The sequence below is a fragment of the Janthinobacterium sp. 17J80-10 genome, assembly GCF_004114795.1.
Classification (GTDB): Bacteria; Pseudomonadota; Gammaproteobacteria; order Burkholderiales; family Burkholderiaceae_D; genus Paucimonas.
Genome location: NZ_CP035311.1, coordinates 2,121,378 through 2,137,753, shown reverse-complemented (window position 1 = coordinate 2,137,753; position 16,376 = coordinate 2,121,378). Strand labels below are relative to the sequence as shown.

12 protein-coding genes are annotated in these 16,376 nt (G+C 55.7%); 2 read left to right on the top strand and 10 right to left on the bottom strand.

The window, feature by feature from the left end:
- Window positions 1-11 precede the first annotated feature (11 nt).
- The 10 genes from EKL02_RS09770 to epsL form a co-directional block, all read right to left on the bottom strand.
- On the bottom strand, window positions 12-1,253 hold the full coding sequence (locus EKL02_RS09770) for a glycosyltransferase (protein WP_206732372.1): 1,242 nt from the start codon (window positions 1,251-1,253) through the stop codon (window positions 12-14).
- Window positions 1,250-2,797, bottom strand: a complete 1,548-nt coding sequence (locus tag EKL02_RS09765; protein WP_128901869.1) for a hypothetical protein — start codon at window positions 2,795-2,797, stop codon at window positions 1,250-1,252. Before EKL02_RS09765 ends, EKL02_RS09770 begins: the two co-directional genes overlap by 4 nt.
- On the bottom strand, window positions 2,794-3,960 hold the full coding sequence (locus tag EKL02_RS09760) for a glycosyltransferase family 4 protein (protein WP_128901868.1): 1,167 nt from the start codon (window positions 3,958-3,960) through the stop codon (window positions 2,794-2,796). Before EKL02_RS09760 ends, EKL02_RS09765 begins: the two co-directional genes overlap by 4 nt.
- The gene (locus EKL02_RS09755) at window positions 3,960-5,174 is read right to left on the bottom strand and encodes a glycosyltransferase (protein ID WP_128901867.1); all 1,215 of its coding nucleotides are present in this window, start codon (window positions 5,172-5,174) and stop codon (window positions 3,960-3,962) included. Before EKL02_RS09755 ends, EKL02_RS09760 begins: the two co-directional genes overlap by 1 nt.
- On the bottom strand, window positions 5,164-6,771 hold the full coding sequence (locus EKL02_RS09750) for an oligosaccharide flippase family protein (protein ID WP_164931995.1): 1,608 nt from the start codon (window positions 6,769-6,771) through the stop codon (window positions 5,164-5,166). Before EKL02_RS09750 ends, EKL02_RS09755 begins: the two co-directional genes overlap by 11 nt.
- Before the next feature lie 114 nt (window positions 6,772-6,885).
- Window positions 6,886-7,761: a chain length determinant protein tyrosine kinase EpsG gene (gene epsG, locus EKL02_RS09745; RefSeq protein WP_128901865.1), complete on the bottom strand. Its 876-nt coding sequence runs from the start codon at window positions 7,759-7,761 to the stop codon at window positions 6,886-6,888.
- Window positions 7,762-7,775: 14 nt separating this feature from the next.
- Window positions 7,776-9,131, bottom strand: a complete 1,356-nt coding sequence (gene epsF / locus EKL02_RS09740) for a chain length determinant protein EpsF (RefSeq protein ID WP_241687674.1) — start codon at window positions 9,129-9,131, stop codon at window positions 7,776-7,778.
- Between the two features lie 114 nt (window positions 9,132-9,245).
- On the bottom strand, window positions 9,246-10,034 hold the full coding sequence (gene epsE / locus EKL02_RS09735) for a polysaccharide export protein EpsE (RefSeq protein ID WP_128901863.1): 789 nt from the start codon (window positions 10,032-10,034) through the stop codon (window positions 9,246-9,248).
- 64 nt (window positions 10,035-10,098) lie between these two features.
- On the bottom strand, window positions 10,099-11,043 hold the full coding sequence (locus EKL02_RS09730) for an EpsD family peptidyl-prolyl cis-trans isomerase (protein WP_128901862.1): 945 nt from the start codon (window positions 11,041-11,043) through the stop codon (window positions 10,099-10,101).
- A gap of 317 nt (window positions 11,044-11,360) precedes the next feature.
- Window positions 11,361-12,587: an XrtB/PEP-CTERM-associated polysaccharide biosynthesis outer membrane protein EpsL gene (epsL, locus tag EKL02_RS09725; protein WP_128901861.1), complete on the bottom strand. Its 1,227-nt coding sequence runs from the start codon at window positions 12,585-12,587 to the stop codon at window positions 11,361-11,363.
- 373 nt (window positions 12,588-12,960) lie between these two features.
- Here epsL and EKL02_RS09720 point away from each other — a divergent pair, with 373 nt between their 5' ends.
- Window positions 12,961-14,367 carry an undecaprenyl-phosphate glucose phosphotransferase gene (locus EKL02_RS09720; protein WP_128901860.1) on the top strand — a complete coding sequence of 469 codons (1,407 nt, stop codon included), beginning with the start codon at window positions 12,961-12,963 and terminating at the stop codon, window positions 14,365-14,367.
- A gap of 181 nt (window positions 14,368-14,548) precedes the next feature.
- Complete coding sequence (locus EKL02_RS09715) at window positions 14,549-16,216, top strand: sensor domain-containing diguanylate cyclase (RefSeq protein WP_128901859.1); 1,668 nt, start codon at window positions 14,549-14,551, stop codon at window positions 16,214-16,216.
- Window positions 16,217-16,376: the final 160 nt, after the last annotated feature.

Below are 16,376 nucleotides of genomic sequence, written 5' to 3'. Positions count from 1 at the left end.
CACCCGACCATTCATGCTGCATCCCGCTTGTCTTGCGAAAAAAAATGACGATAAGTGTGCGCCACTTCCTGGGCGAGCTTGTCATAGCTTCGCGCATGGCGCACGTAGAGTTGGCCCGAGAGGGCCATCTGGCTGCGCTGGTGGGCATTGCCCAGCAACTGGATGACGGCTGAGGCAAAGGCCTGCGGCTCGAGCTTGACGCAGATGCCGGCATTTCCTTCGCTGACCACCAGTGCCTGATCAGGATTGTCGTTACCAACGACGGGCAGCCCAAGCGCCATGTATTCCACCGCCTTCGTCGGCGATCCGCAATCCAGCAAAAAGCCGCGGGGAATGACTGACAAGCCAATTTCTGCCGCCCGTACGTAGCGCCATGCCTGCTCGGTGGGCAGCCAACCTGTCCAGAGCAATGCGGGCATGACGCCCAGCCGGATTGCTTCCTGCTGCAGCCACGCGCGGTGTTCCGTATCCGGTGTATCACCTGCCAGCACCAGCATGACGTCAGGAACTTCCTGGCGTACGATGGCCAGCATCTCGAAGAGCGCCTCGATCTTGCGCACGCGGTCAAGCGCGCCCAGATAGACAAGCACGCGCTTGCCGGACAGGCGCGAATCGTCGCTGGGCAGGATTTGTTCCGGGCGCGCCATTTCCAGATCCACCCCCATTGGTACAGCCGTCATGCGATCGCGGGCAATCCCCTGGCTGGCCACGTCTTCTGCCATCTGCCTGCTCTGGACGAATACGTGGTCGGTCCGCGGCAGCACGACGCGATACAGCAGCCATTTTCCGACAGTGCCCTGCAGCAGCGGAAACCAGTAACGCATCCCGGCACGCGGCCCGCGTGCCTGTGCCCGGATGATCTGCCCTTCCGATTGGGGAAAGGACATCCAGTAAAAAAACGGCACGCCCCGCAGCCGGGCAATTGCCAGGCCGGCCAGCGCCATCATTGGCATGTCCCGCACCTGGATGGCATCGTATTTCGACCGGTCGAAGCTGGCGAGGACGCGCAGGTTATGCCAGGTCTTGACGATATGCTGTCCAGCCCGCCCAGCGGGCAGCCGGCACAACAGCGCCTTTCCGCCACCCCAGGCCCGCCCCTCCTTCGCATCGCCCGCCTCGTGTTCCGTCACAAGGTCGCTGGTGACACCCAAGCGCGGCAAGTATTTCCCGAACAGCACAGCCACATCCGGACGAAACGTTGGCCAGGATTCATGTGAAACGAACAGCAGATGGATCTTGTCGCGATAGCTCATGGATGGAAAAATTGTTGGTGAGAGGAATAACGGTGAGGCTTTCCAGCCATTTCGACCAAGGCAGGATCGGTACGATAGAGATAGCCCAGGTAACCCAGCAAGGTGGCTATGAGTACCTGGTACGGCAAGATATTGACTGCGCTGTTGTTATAAAAAAGAAAGACCAGAATGATGGTAAGGGCGGCTTGAATGGCAAGTGCATCGGCGCGTGTTGCCGAATCAAGGCTCTTCAGTTCCAACTGATTCGCCGTATGCCAGGCCGCGAAAAAAACCATGACATAGAGCGAAACACCGATCAGCCCGACATCCCACAGCATCGAGGAAACTGCGGTCAGGTCAATGCTGTAGCGGGCAAACTGCGTGCCGATGTGCCCCGCCAGGAGATTGCTGGGAGACCAGTAGGAACTGCCAAGACCATGACCGAACAGCAGCGTGAGCGGATCATCCCAGCCATGGCGCTCCCACCAGAAACTGAGGACAGTTGTGCGGTTCAGGTAAGCATCGCCGTATCCCGCCTGTTCGAAATTGTAGTGAAGTGTATTCGCAAGTACGCCTGCAAATGTGCTCTTCATCATCACCGTGACGTAGATATAACCCAGCAGCAGGGTGATTGCAAAAAATCCCAGGATGACCGGCAAATAGCGCATCGGCGCCTTCAGAAAGTCGCGGCGCAATACCACGCATACCAACAGGGGCAACAGCAGCACGACAATCTTTGTTTCGCCAAGCCCCAGGGGAATGAGACATATCAGCGCATAAAACAAATAGGGGCCTGTGCGCAGCAAGCCGGCGCGCCAGCGCATGCTGAGAAATGCCACCACGATCAGGAGAAATGCGGCCATTTCCGCATTCGGGCTGCCACCGCGAAGGTTGGCGCCGAATGTTCCCGCGACCACATCAAGTGCCGCGCTGCCTGCCTCCAGGCCACCGCGCAACGGCACCAGGAAAATTACCTCATACAAGGCAAATGGCAGCTGCAATAGCGCAATCGCCAGCAAGAGCTTTTGCCACCGGCGCATGTCGTCGGAACTGAATGCCAGCACGGCAAGCGCGAACAACAAGCCATAGCCCTGAAAATAGCGCTTGAAGCCGGCCACGAATTCATCCAGCGAATGCCAGTCGAATACACTGGTCGCAACGCAAAGCAAGACAAACCCGAGCGATAGCCAGACAAACAGCGGAACGCGCTTATGCTGCAGCAAATGAAACAGGGCCAGCGGCCACAGGATGAACGACACCAGCGAAAGCGCCCACGGCAACCGAACGTATGCAGGGCCGGCAAGAGACACCAGAACCCCCGTAGTCAGGCCCAGTCCGATCACGATCCAAACAACCAGTCGCGGTGCCGCCAGCAGGAAGCCGCCCGCCAGCAATCCCAGGCCTGCCCCGATCATGACCATGTCTGCGCTGGTTGCCAAAACGCCCAGGAACAAGGCGCTGGTCAGCAGCAGCGCGCCGATCGCCCCCCAGAGCGGCAACCTGTGTTCATGGCGCCGAGGTGTGCTGAAGCTCCCCGCATAGGCGCCTGATGGCTTGATATTCATGATTTTGCGATCTCCTCCATTGTCTGCAGAAACGCCGGTTCGATGCGCTGCCAGATATAGGGTTCGCCGCTGTCTCGCGCTTGCCGCTTGAGTTGGTGCAAGTCGCCTCGTCTATGCCACATCTGCGCGATCGCCTTTGCCAAGCTAATGCTGTCATAGCGGAAAATGAATCCATTGCTGCCGTCGGCCACATAGGCCGTATGGGTACGAATGTCGCTGGCCAGCACCGGGAGTCCGGCCACGAGGTATTCAAACAGTTTGGTCGGCGGATTGAAGCGCCACCATGGCCGGTCTTCCCAGAGGCAAAGGCCTGCGTCTGCCTGCTGCAGACACCCCGGAATCTCTGCCCCCGGGATGCGCCCGCGTACGTTCAGCGCATCGTCTATCCCGATCTGGCGCGCATATTCGCGGCAATAGGCCAGTTCATCATCGCTTGCGCCAACCAGGGTCAGGCGCGCAATGCAGGAATCTCGGTTGGCAAGCGCCAGTGCTTCGAGCATGATGTCCCGTCCCCGCTCCTTGCTGATTGATCCAACGTAGACAAGTTCCAGAGGGGTAAGCCCATCGTCCGGCGTGCGCCCCAAGCCGCGCAAGGATGCGGAATCGAATGCAGCGTCCACGCCCATATAAAACAGGCGCACGCGCTGCGGCACGCAGCCTTGCGCAAGCAAGTCATCGCGATGCGCTTCACCGATCGGCATGACGATTGTGGCCTTGCGCGCGCCCTGAAATAGTAGCCACCGCGCGAGGAAGCGGCTAAGCCGCCTTAGTGGCGCAATTTCGTCCGGCGCTGCGGCAAAATGGGTGGGATGTTCATTCCAGTACAATGCCGTGGCGATACCCGGCGCCAGCAGGGCGACTGGCGCTACTGCGGAATGCAGCAGCACGGCGCACTGGGGCTGGCGCGCACGCAACAGCTTGCCGCACGCCCAAATGTAACGCAACCAGCCAGCGCGCCCGTCACCGCCAGGAAGTACCAGATACTCAACGCCTTCGACGACAAGTTCTGCATGATTGAGCGGAAAGTCACTGACGACAGTCAGCTGGAAAATCTTGGCCAGCGCCCTGATCCGATAGGAAAAATCCAGGAAGCCCGGCTGCTCCCGGGCAAAGCGGGTAACGACGATACAGCTTCGTGCAGCAGGCTTGCCGGAATCACGCATCATGCCTCCTTCGACACCTTATCGACGCCATTGGGCTCCGACAATGTGGATCTTTCACTTGAGGAGGCTTGACGATTGGTTCGCGCAATTGCCTTGATAGATTTTAAAAACTCGGGCTCAATCCTGTCCCAGAGATATTGTTCTCCCGATTTGCGGGCAGTGGCCTTCAGCAGTGACAAACTCTCGCGCCGCTCCCAAAGAAGCGCAATCGCCCCGGCAAGACTATGGCTGTCATACTGGCAGATCATGCCGTTATACCAATCCGCTATGTACTGGGTATGGGTGCGAATATCGCTGGCCAGAACAGGGATTCCTGCGACCAGGTATTCGAACAGTTTGGTGGGAGGATTGAAGCGCCACCATGGCAGGTCTTCCATAAAACACAAGCCGATATCCGCATTGCTCAGAATGCCAGGAATATCCCGACCTGGAATGCGCCCGCAAACTGTCAGGGCATCGCCGATGCCGAAATGCCTTGCATATTCGCCGCAATACCGTAGTTGTTCCTCATTCGCGCCAACGATTGTCAGATGGGCGATCTTGCCTTTCTGATTGGCCAGTACAATAGCTTCCAGCATCACGTCCCTGCCGCGCAACTGATTCACTGTACCGTTATAGACGAGCTCGAGCGGCGCGTCTTTATTGGGCGGCATCTTGCCTGCACGATGCTGGAAAAAAGTCGCATCGACTCCCATGTACAGGAGACGAACCCGCTCGGCACGGCACCCTATGCGAAGCAATTCCTGTTGATGCGCTTCGCCGATCGGCATCACCAGGTCGGCCTTCTTCGCCGCATGCAGGAAAAATAGTTTCAAAGCCAAATTTCTTGCTACTCGCTTGAGCCAGGGATGCCCCGGCGGCGAGGCCGTGAAGCGGCTTGGATGTTCGTTCCAGTACAGAGCGACAGGCGTGCTGCCTGCCAGCAGCACAAGTGGCGCCAGCATGGAATGCAGCAGCACGGCACAGGCCGGCCTGCGGGCACGGATAAGCCGGGCGCTGTCCAGCATGTAGCCAATCCAGCCCAGCCTGCTGCCGCCATGCGGCAATACGAGGTGCTCAATGCCGGCAATGGCAAATTCCGGCTGTGTCAGCGCATAAGGACTGACCAGCGTGGTGCGATAATGCTGCGCCAGCGAACGTACCCGATAAGCAAAGTCGAGAAAGCCCGGCTGGTCGGGCGACAGCCATGTGAAGACAATGCATTCATCCTTCACGATTCACTCCTCGCTGCGATACGGCAGATCCGTCTGGAGCATGATCTTGTCCATTTTTTCGATTCAATATCCCGCGCAAGCTCTGTAGCTCGCCTGGCTCGACGACCCGCAACAAGGCAATGCTCAAGCAGAAAAGTGCCGCAACCACTACGCCGGCGAGCAAGACTTGCCCCAGCGGCGATGCAATTTGCGCGCAGGCGAATAACGCCCCTGCCCACGCACCGGCAGTTGCCAACAGCAGCTTCGCGTGGAATCGCCATTGCAGGTCATAGGGCCAGCCATTCTTTCCAAGCAGGGTAACTGCCGCCAGGTTATTTACCATTTCATAGACCAGTGGTGCCACGACCAGCCAGGAATATTCGCCGCTGAAGAGCACCAGTCCAATGGCCAGCATCATTGCGACCAAAGCCGAACAGCCTGAAACCGTCAGAATGCCGCTCTTGCCGATGGCATTGATAATGATTTGCAAAATGGTGGCGTGACTGCCGACCGCTATTTGGGCAATCAACAGCGGCAGTATCCAGGCATGCTCGGTGTACTTCCCACCCGTTAAAATATGTGTCATCGGCACAGCGACGGCACCTAGCCATGCCAGCGCAGGCAACAACAGCAGCAAATTCAATTTGTACAATAGCCGGCCATGGTGGCAGAGGCGGGCAAAATCGCGGTCGCGGATATAACTGGCTATCAACACAGGCTCAGCCAGATTGAGCATGAATTGCAGCGGCAGATATTGGCGAAAACGCTCGATCAGATTAATGTAAAACCCATATACGGCCACAAAAGGCGCCGCCAGCAAGGCTGCTGCCAGAATGATCATCGACGACCCTTGCGGCAAGGCTGCGAGCAGGTTATAGCCATAGTTATTGAGGGACAGCTTCCCGACCTGCTGCCATGGCGGCCATGGATCATTCTCGTCACGCTCCTGCAGCTGCTCATGTTTCGTGCTGGCTGGTGGTGTCCTCAGGCACTTGTGTATAGTCCAGGCCAGGATGACTGTGCCTATGCCATCAGGCACAGCCATCAGCCATAACGCCTGTTCCAGCGTGATGCCTGTCCCGCCACTGAGGATCGCCAGTACGAGGACCAGGCGTCCTGCCCACTGCACGACAAGAATCCTGGTCAGATTTTTTTGCTGAACCATGGCCTGCATGACTGCTGAAAAAAGCTGGAACATGGCATTGCTTGCCAGTACAGCTGCGAGCGCCAGAGGAAACTTCGGTACCATTGCCAGCCCTGCGAAACGCTCCGCGAGCGCAGGCCAGAAAGCATACAAAATACAAACAAGCAGCAGAAGGATGGCCATCCGGACAGCACTCGTCCACCAGATAAAGCGCCTCAACGGTAGCCCGGGATGCTGCATGACCCCTTCAGGTATGAAGCGTGTCAGCGCCCTTTCCATGCCTAGTCCGGAAAGCATGCCTGCCAGCACGCAGAATCCCAATATCGCCGTATACGCCGCATAAGCTGCTACCTCCATGTGGCGCACCAGCAAAATCACTGTCAGAAAGCCCGCTGCCGCCGACATTCCGCGTCCGAGAAGGTAATGCAGAACGCCACGGCGCACATTGTCGTGCGAATAGGGAGTGGCAGCCATTGCGCCGACGCCAGCGATGTCAGGACTTGGGGTTGTCATTTTTCTCCAGGATAACGGACGAGACGCTACAGCACTGCCATGTGCAGCGCAGTTGTCTGGGTCATTGGCGAACCCCTAGAATTCGAGTAATACTGACCCGACCACCTCCACGCCTGCGCGGCGCATCTTTTCGCGCACCGTGCTGAGGTCGGCCAGATAGGTGCCATCCCGCCGCGCCACAAGCAGGACACCACCTACATTTGCTGCAATCGTCAGTGCATCGGAGCCAGTCGAGAGCGCAGGCACATCGATAAGAATGGTCTTGAAATGGCGTCGCAAATTCTCCTGCAACTCGCGGAAGCTGGGCCGGAACAAAAGCTCCTGGGGATTGGGCGGCACCGTTCCTGCCGGCAAAATGGAAAGATCTTCGAAATAATCCACGCGACAGACCGCGTGCATGCCGCAACGTCCGGCCAGTATTTCCGACAGCCCCTGCCTGCCACGAAGGCGGAAAATCTCATGCTGCTGGGGCGAACGCATGTTGGCGTCCAAAATCAATGTCGGCTCCCCCAATTGGGCAAAGACAACCCCCAGGTTGGCTGCGAACAGGCTCGCCCCTTCTTCCGGACCGATGCTCACGATAACCAGTGCATTGTGACCATTACCGAACCATCGCTGGACCAGTTGGGCTCTGACGCCGCGCAGCATTTCAGCCTCGTCGCTGAATGGTTCGTAAGCCGCAATCAGTTCTTGCGGATATTCGCCCTGCCCCGGATGCAGGTAAGGGAAACCGAACTGGTTTGCCAGCACCTGTTTTACATCGGCTTCCGTAATCAAGCCAAGCGACTGGGCAGCTTCGCCAAAGCGCATTCCCTGCTCGCGTTGCAGGCGCAAGATGCGTTCGGTATCGGTGGCTGTGATTTTGCCCTGGTCCAGCAGGATCCGGCCCATCGTCGAATCCTGATTGATCGAGACAGGCAATGTTGCCATTGGAGGGACGCGCTGATTCATATAAATAACCTTTCCTAATTCGCCAGCATGGGACGCTGCATCGCCAACCGCGGTGCCTTGAAGCGTTCGCCTCCGCGTCGTCCCCAATCAATCACTCCCAGCACCGGCGCATCCAGCACATCGACGAGGTCGTTCACCGTGCGCACGCGTCGGTCAGCCATTTCGGCCAGAACGCCAATGCCGATGCCCAGAGCGGTACCGAGCAGAGCGGCCAGCAAGGTATTGAGCAACACCTTCGGACCTGCAGGCATGGTTGGCGGCACGGCCACATTCAATACTGCGACATCAGTCTGATTGGCCTGGCCTTCGATGTTGGTCTGGGTGAAGCGCTGCGCTGTCGTATCGTAGGAGCGCTGGGCGTTTTCCACCTCGCGCACGAGCATTGTTATTTCGTCCCGCGCACGGTTCAGTTCGAGCACCTTGGTTTTCTGCTGATTGAAGGCATTGCGCAGTTCAGCTTCGCGCTGCTGAAGTATGCGTGCATTGTTGGCAACGCTTTGAGAAATTGCCGAAGTCTGGGCATTCAACTCTGAGCGCAGTCGCCCCACCTCCGCTTGCGTGGCGAGATATTGCGGATGGTTGTGGCCCAAATTCTGGCGCGTCTGGGAAAACCGCGCTTCAGCACGCGCCAGATCCGCCTTCAAGGTTTGAATGAGCGAATTGCTCACCACATCAGGCGATTCACCGGCATGAGCGCCCATTGCACCGGTGCGTCGCGATGTTGCTTCCAGCAACTGTGACTGCGCCAATACGAGCTGGCTCGACAATTCGTTCAGACGATTAGTTTCGACATCCATGCGCGTATCGGCATTGACGATGCCTTTTTCCTGTTGATACTTGGATAGCCGGTTTTGCGCTTCCTCGAGGTTTTGTCGCAACAACTTGGCCTGGTCATTGAAAAAACCGGAGACTTTCTTCAAGGGTTCCACTTTCAGTTGCACGCCGGTTTTCTGGTACGCGCTGGCAAACGCATTGGCAACGGATGCGGCAAATTTAGGATCGGCACCCTTGAATGTAATATCGATCACGCTGCTTTCACGAGACGGCACAACTTCCAGGTTTTTTAACAGCAAACCCGCAAGCCAGTCCCGCAACGAGCCTTTGCCATCGGTGGCTTCCTGAAATTGCTCCTTGACCTCTGCCCCTTGATCAAGCTTGAGTTCGTCAACCACTTTGAGCGCGACGTTCTTGCTGGCGATAATTTCGACTTGGGTTGCCATGTAGCCAGGCAGCAGTTGCGCAGGCAAGGCCATCCCGTTGACGGGATCGACACCACGGTAATTGAGCACCAGCGAGGTAGTGCTCTTGTAAACCTTGGTTTGCACCAGGCTGACGGTAAAAGCTGTCAGCACTGTTACCAATAGCGTCATGAAAATGATTTTTCGGCGACCGCGGAGAATCTGTAAAAACTGGTAGAAGTTCATCGATACACTCTTCAATATTTTCCGGACGTACTTAACTTTCAGGGAATAAAGCGGGAAGTCCTAGAACAGGCTTTCCCGCACATAAACGACGTCATCGGTTTGAACGATATCCTCATGTTTTGCGGTAATCTCGCGCAAGGTGCCGTCGGCATCACGTCGCTTCAGTCGTACGCCGCGATCCGTGCCACGCGGGCTCAAGCCACCGCCAACGGAAAGCGCCTGGATCACGGTCATGTTGCGTTCCAGCTTATAGGTGCCGGGGTGCTGGACTTCGCCATAAATATAGAAACGCGGCGCCCGCTCGACGTAAATCACGTCATCGGTCTTCAGCTGCAAATTTTTATGCATGTCGCCGGTCCTCACCATCGAATGGAGATCCAGGCTTTCCTTGACGGTCTTGCCGTTACGGGTGCGCACCAGCGTGACCACGTCGCCCGCATCTTGTGTCGTGCCGCCGGCCAATGCCAGGATATCGGTCAGACTGCGTTTGCCATCGACCGGGTAGCGCCCGGGGCGCGTCACCTGCCCCAAGACCGATACCTGCTGGCTTTGATTCTGGGCAACGGAGATGTTCACCTGGGGGTTGCGCAGGTAGCCGCCACGTTCAAGCATGCCGGCGATTTTTTTCTGCGCTTCTGCCGGTGATAGCCCGCTCACCTTGACCTCCCCGATCAAGGGATAAGAAATGCTGCCCGATTCAGACACCCTGGTTTCAAGGGAAAGGTCAGGATGACCGTAAACATTGACGCGTAAGGTGTCTCCCGGGCCCAGCTCAATATCGGCTGCGGCAGCCGCGCCGACGACCAGAAACGTAATTAGCGCCAACATCCATTTGAAATAGCTTTTCATTTTGAGATCCCCTAACTGGTTCATATCCAACGGTTTATCCAGCGCGCAAGGCACTGCCCTCGCCTCACTGAGCGGCCCCTTGCCGAGTCTCCGGCGGCGCGACTCGCGCACCGGCAGCAGCTTGCATGGCGTCAACGTGCGTAATAGCAAGTGACTCTGAATTTTTGCCTGGCTGATAAGCCACTTTCGCTCCGGCGCGCAGGCGCGCCAGTTGGGCATCACCCCGCTCGCGTCCTTTTTCATCCAGCAAAACCCGATCGATCTGTGGCGTGGCGGCTTCCAGGCTGAGCGGACTTTCCTGAATCGATGCAACGGCTATCAGGTAAGCATCGCCTCCCTCTCGCACCGCCATCATCTGGCCCGGCTGCAGCTCCTGGATCTTGGCGAGCAACGCTGCCGGCATGTCTGCAGAACTGCGGGTATGCCGACCCAGCTTATAGACAATGCGCCTTCCATCCAGCCATGCAGCGATATCCTCAATCGAATGCGCCAGATCCATCGCTGACTTCAGCTCTCCCGTCAGCTCGGCGGACGGAAGCACGATTTCCTTTAAATGAAATAGTTTTCTTTTGGAAAATTTTTCGGGATGCCGGTCGAAATAGGCTTGCAGCTCTTCCCTGGTTGGTGCCGCAACATAGGCAAGCTGGCTATCGAGGTAGGCCTGGGCCAGGATCTTTGCCTTCGCATTTTCAATGGCCGACAAAACGTGCGGATCACGATCCAGACTCTGACGCTGGGCCTCGTCTTGCAACAACTGGCGATTGATCAAGGTCTGTAGCGCGCCGGAGCGATCCGCATTGGCGTGGCCCGCTTCCGACTGCGCCAGTTCCCTGTCCAGGTGGTAATCGGTGATTGCCTTGCCATTAACTTGGGCAACAGGCACGCCCGGCACATCCTGCTTTCCGCAAGACACCAGGAAAAATGGGAGCCCCACCATGGCAAGCATCAAAAACTGATGCCCGACATAATCAAAACAGGTTCGCGTTTTTAAAAAATGCCCGAAGCGCACGAGTCCACTCCCTTACCACGTGAGAAAGCCTGAAGATATGGAGGCTAGGCAATTGGATTGCCCTAAAACCTCCAAAACTTTTGCATGGACTCAATTTAGCATTGGGCTCTGCAAGAGCTTTGTTCTAGCGCAGGGGATGGAACGCAAGGGGAACAGGTGTGAGGCTGTTCAGTGAATTTGTAGCAAAAATAAGAATTCTTGCCGCCTGAACAGACGGCCAGATTGCTGTAGTCAGCGCCAGCGAGCGAGAAATAACGATTCCGGGAAGCGGGTGTCAGCTTCCCGGAATCGTTAACATTTGCGCCTGAGCGACCGGGTTAGAACTCGTAGCGGGTGCCCAGGCTTACACCCAGGTTGCGGTAGGGTATGGCCGCGACATCGGAATTTAACACCGTACGGTAGACCCCTGTCTGGATCCGCAATTTGCGGATGGGGTAGTAGGAAAGCTGCAGCGAGCTGTAATTGACCCGGTCATTGCGTGCCAGATTGGCCGGGGTATAGTCGCGACGCTCATGCTGCAAATATCCATCGAGTCGAATCTGGCGCGTGATTTCCCAGCCGGCGCCGAGGCTGATGCCGCGGTTGAGCGAATAGGATGCGATCTGGTCATCCAGGGCGCCGATTTCACGCCAGAGGCTGGCAGAGACCGTGGTTTTCCCGGTTGCGCGCCAGGTCGCGTTCACACGTCCGTTAAACCCGGAAAAATCATTGGCCGGCGCCAGGTCATTTTCGCGACGCACCCACCCGGCGAGGAACAGCAAGTCCGTCTTGCCGGTAACTTTCCAGTCGACCCGGGCCTTGAGTTCATCCTGGCTGTAATCATTGAGCGGGCTCTGCGCGAAGTCGCCTTCGGCGTGACGATACTGCAAGCCAGCACTGCTGCCGCTGCGTGCCAGGTAGTCGATTCCGACTTCCCCATCCTTAACACTGCGGTTACCGACTTGCTGGGCGGCTTGATCATAGTCAAGTTCATAGTGACTTACCCCGCCGCGCAAGCGCCAGCTGGGGTGCAGGCGCCAGCTGGCATCGAAGTACTGGCGATCCTGCGTTCGGACATTCGGCAATTGCGAAGGCAATCCTGTTGCCTGAAGACTGTCCTGGACAGAAGTCAGCGCCTTGACGTGCGTGAGGCCGAGATTGCCTTCGAACTGGCTGCCGACATGCCAGTTCCAGTTGGCGCGGACATCGCGTCCGTTGTAATCGAGATTGCCGAACCGATTGAAGCTGGTCCGGTCCAGGTTCAAACTGGCTGTCAGGCGTTGCTGGCTGATGGTCTTGTCGAAGATCAGTCCCGCTTCCACACGGCGTGCAGTATCAGACAGCTTGGGCGTGCCTGCGGCAATCGCGGCGTTGCTCGTCCCGAGAATGTTGTCGTCGTGCGTCAACGACAAGCCGACATAGGCGCGCACTACCTCGCCCTCCTCGTTGACAGCAGACTGGGCCTGTGCCGCTGTACTGAACACCATTCCGGGAATGACCAGGAGAGGCAACAGGTACTGGCGGCGCAATGCAGGCAAGCGCGCGCATGAATGCTTGAACATCATGGAGTTCCATCCCTATCGAAAAAAGAAAGCGATATCGTGGTTTTATCTGCCACGGTAAAAATTCGGGTATCGGGCATACCACCACCGCACCCGTTATATCAGCGCAATGATTATAACCAGAATTATTGCTTTTAAGCCAAGCGGCAATCGTGTTCATTGTCTCCCATGCACACTTGAAATCGATCCAAAAGCATCAATCCTTTGCCAGCGGTGAGGCTAACACACCACAGTTGCTCGCCTTATATCAAGCTTCTGGCAGATCGATCCTTTCCTTCCAGCCTTGCTTGAGTGCGCTCAAAAAAACCTGGGGGCGGTTTATTAAGATGCAAAAGAAGCAGTGACTCCATCAGCACCAGCCAAATGGCAGAGACCTATGCGTGACATCCTCATCGACAATTCGCCACGGCTGGAACTTTCCATGCGCATGGTAGATGTGCTGGCCATTATCGGAGCTGCGCATCTTGCGGGCATCCTGCATTTTGCACAGCTTCTTGATTCAGTGGCGCCGATTCATACCGTGCTGATGTATTTCTGCTGCGCCCTGGCATTTTTCCTGTTTCCACGATTCGGCATGTATGGCTCATGGCGCGGCCGCCCGATGCTGACCATGCTGGGGCAACTCAGTGCTTCATGGGCAGTGGTCTTGTTGATTGGCCTGTTTTTCAGCTTTTTGATCCACCATGCGGGAAACGTTTCACGCGTCTGGATGTTCTACTGGTACTTTGCCGGTGTCGTGCTGCTGGTGTGCTATCGCCTGCTGCTGTATTCGACTTTGCGACTTCTTCGCCGCAAGGGCCTGAACAACAAGCGGGTGGTCATTGTCGGCTACGGCCATACCGGGCAGGAAATGCATCGCCGCGCGCAGCAGCAGGATTGGTATGGTTACGATGTCAGCGCCATTCATGCCGATGACCAGGATGCGCACCTTTTGCAAGGCGCAGCGATTGCCCGCATCGCCAATCTCGAAGAAATTCCGGAATATGTGCAAGAAAATCATATACACGAAATCTGGATTACCCTTCCCTTGGCTGCATCGCCAAAAATGGCGCAACTCCAGTATTTACTGCGCAATGCACTCGTTGATATCCGCTGGGTGCCCGACACAATCGGCATTCAAATGCTCAGCAACCGGATGATCGATTTTCTCGGGGTTACTGCAATTGACCTGAACTGCCCGGTATCAAGCGGTGTAGGCGGGTTGTTCAAGGAGATTTTTGACAGGGTGTTTGCGCTGGTCGCTCTCATTTTGCTGCTCCCCCTCTTTCTCATTATATCCATCGGCATCAAGATTTCTTCACCCGGCCCCGTTTTTTTCAAGCAACCGCGCCTGGGGTTGAATGGAAAAAAAATCGCTGTCTACAAATTTCGCAGCATGAAAGTGCACCAGGAATGCGGCACTGTCACGCAGGCCAGCCGCAATGATCCCCGCATCACCCGGCTCGGCCAATTTCTGCGCAAAACCAGCCTCGATGAATTACCCCAGTTTGTGAATGTTTTAATGGGCGACATGTCGGTCGTAGGACCGCGCCCCCATGCCCTTCAGCATAATGACAAATACAAGGATTTGCTTGAAATGTACATGTTGCGCCATCGTGTCAAACCCGGCATTACCGGATGGGCACAAATTCATGGACACCGGGGAGAAACCGATACGATCGAGAAGATGCGCAATCGTGTGCAGTTCGATATTTACTACATCAAGAACTGGTCTTTTATAATGGATATAAAAATTATAGTTTGGACAACATTCAAGGGCTGGACCGGAAATAATGCTTATTAATCAATGTATTTCCTTGATCTACGCAGACTATTTGCCTTCTTCGGAGATGCCATCTTCAAGAAAGCACGCAAGGAGCATTCACGCCACATGACACAAAATTTTATTTCCCCAAAGCATATCTTCCAGAACAAAACAGGCAATAATATGCAATCAAATTACAGAAAAAATCCGGGGACTAGAATTGGCGTATTACTCCATTGCCGACAAATGCGTACTGCTGGAACAAATCAACAGCACCATCGACCTGCCAACCTTACTGGACTTGCTCGGTGAACAAATCGAGAAACTTGGTCTGCTGGATGGATACCTGATCAATCTGGTCGATGCGAGCGAAACAGCCCTTTTTAGCCGCAAAGTACACTTCACCAGCGAATATCAATTTCTCGAAAATACCTATGCAGGTTACAAGATCGAGATAACGCCGGAAGCGACAAATCTCAGCGTCAAGGCTTACCTTGAAAAGCGCATTATTCAGGCCGACGTTGGCAACGCAACGGGCGAGGTCAAGCGGCTGCTTGAGCTTTGGAAGCTCGAAGGCATGGCAGCGATTCCGCTGATCGCCACCGATAGTCGCACATCAGGAAAATTGCCCGGCACGATCGTTCTGCTGAAACAGCAAGGACAAATTTCCCCTGAGATTCTTGAAATATTCGACGAACTGGCAGCGTTGTTCCACGCGCCCTTGTGCAATGCCCTTGAATATGCCTACCTCAAGGACTATCAAGACCGCATGGAAGCAGCCGCAGCCGAACAATCGCGTTTCCTGCAATTCATCGTTGAAATGAACAACATGACTTCGCCGGACCGCATTTACGACATGTTTGCCCAAGAGCTTTTCCATAAGCTGCCATTCGATCTCGTCGGCTTCTTCGTTCTCGAAAATGAAGTTTTAGTCAGTAAAAAAATATCGATCGTCAATCCGCGTTATGAAGCACGTCGCGTGAAATGGGAACAGTTTCTGCTTTCCCATCCGTATCAGCAAAACACGACGGACGGTGGCATCTCGCACACCTTCATGCGAAATACCCATTTGCTATTCCCGGATGTCCAGAAAATCAAACATCTGCCCATGTCTGCCAATGACCAGGCCACGATGAAGATCCTGGGCGGCGTGCGTACCTTGCTGATGGTTCCCATCCGCCACCAGAACCACCCGATTGGCGTACTCACTTTTTTCACATTTACCAATACTCTCGATATTTCCGAATCGGATTTAATCCTGTTGAATAACCTGTCGGCATTTCTGGGTACCGCCATCGTCAATGGGCGAAATTACCTGCTGAGCCTGGAGCAGCATAGGGAAATCGAGCGGCTGAACCTGGTATTGCAAGACAAGGTCAAGGAATTGGCGGAACAAGCCTCCACTGACAAGCTCACGGGCCTGTTCAATTTCCGCACCTTTGAACTGGAGCTGAACAGGAGAATTAACGAGTTCGAGAGGCAGACCGATAAAACAGGCTTGTCGATTGCAATAATCGATATTGATCATTTCAAGAAATTCAACGATACCTACGGACATAATGCCGGCAATGTTGTGTTGGCTGGGGTAGCCCGGGAAATCGGCAAACTGGTGCGCAAGATGGATCTTGCCTGCCGTTACGGTGGCGAAGAATTTGTCGTTATCCTGTCCAAGTGCGATCCCGAAGGCATTCGCCTGTTCGCCGAACGGGTGCGGTCGGCAATTGCCGAATCCGTATTTGATACGGATGCCGGCAAGCTCTCAGTGACCGTTAGCGTCGGTTGCACTTCCCATGAGCCGCAAGACTCGTACGACTCGTTTTTCAAGCGTGCCGACAAGGCCTTGTATAAAGCCAAGGAAAACGGGCGCAACCGCGTGGAAATCGCCTGAAACCTACGTGTTAGAACCTGGGTTGCCGGCCCAGGTCTTTCCTGCCCCATCCGCGAGAACGCTGCTGCCGCAGTGGCAATTCCGGAAAACTGGAAAGGCGCATCCTCCGTACGCATCCATCGTGCCGAATTGATCAAGGCATAGCCGGCGTCACACGCCA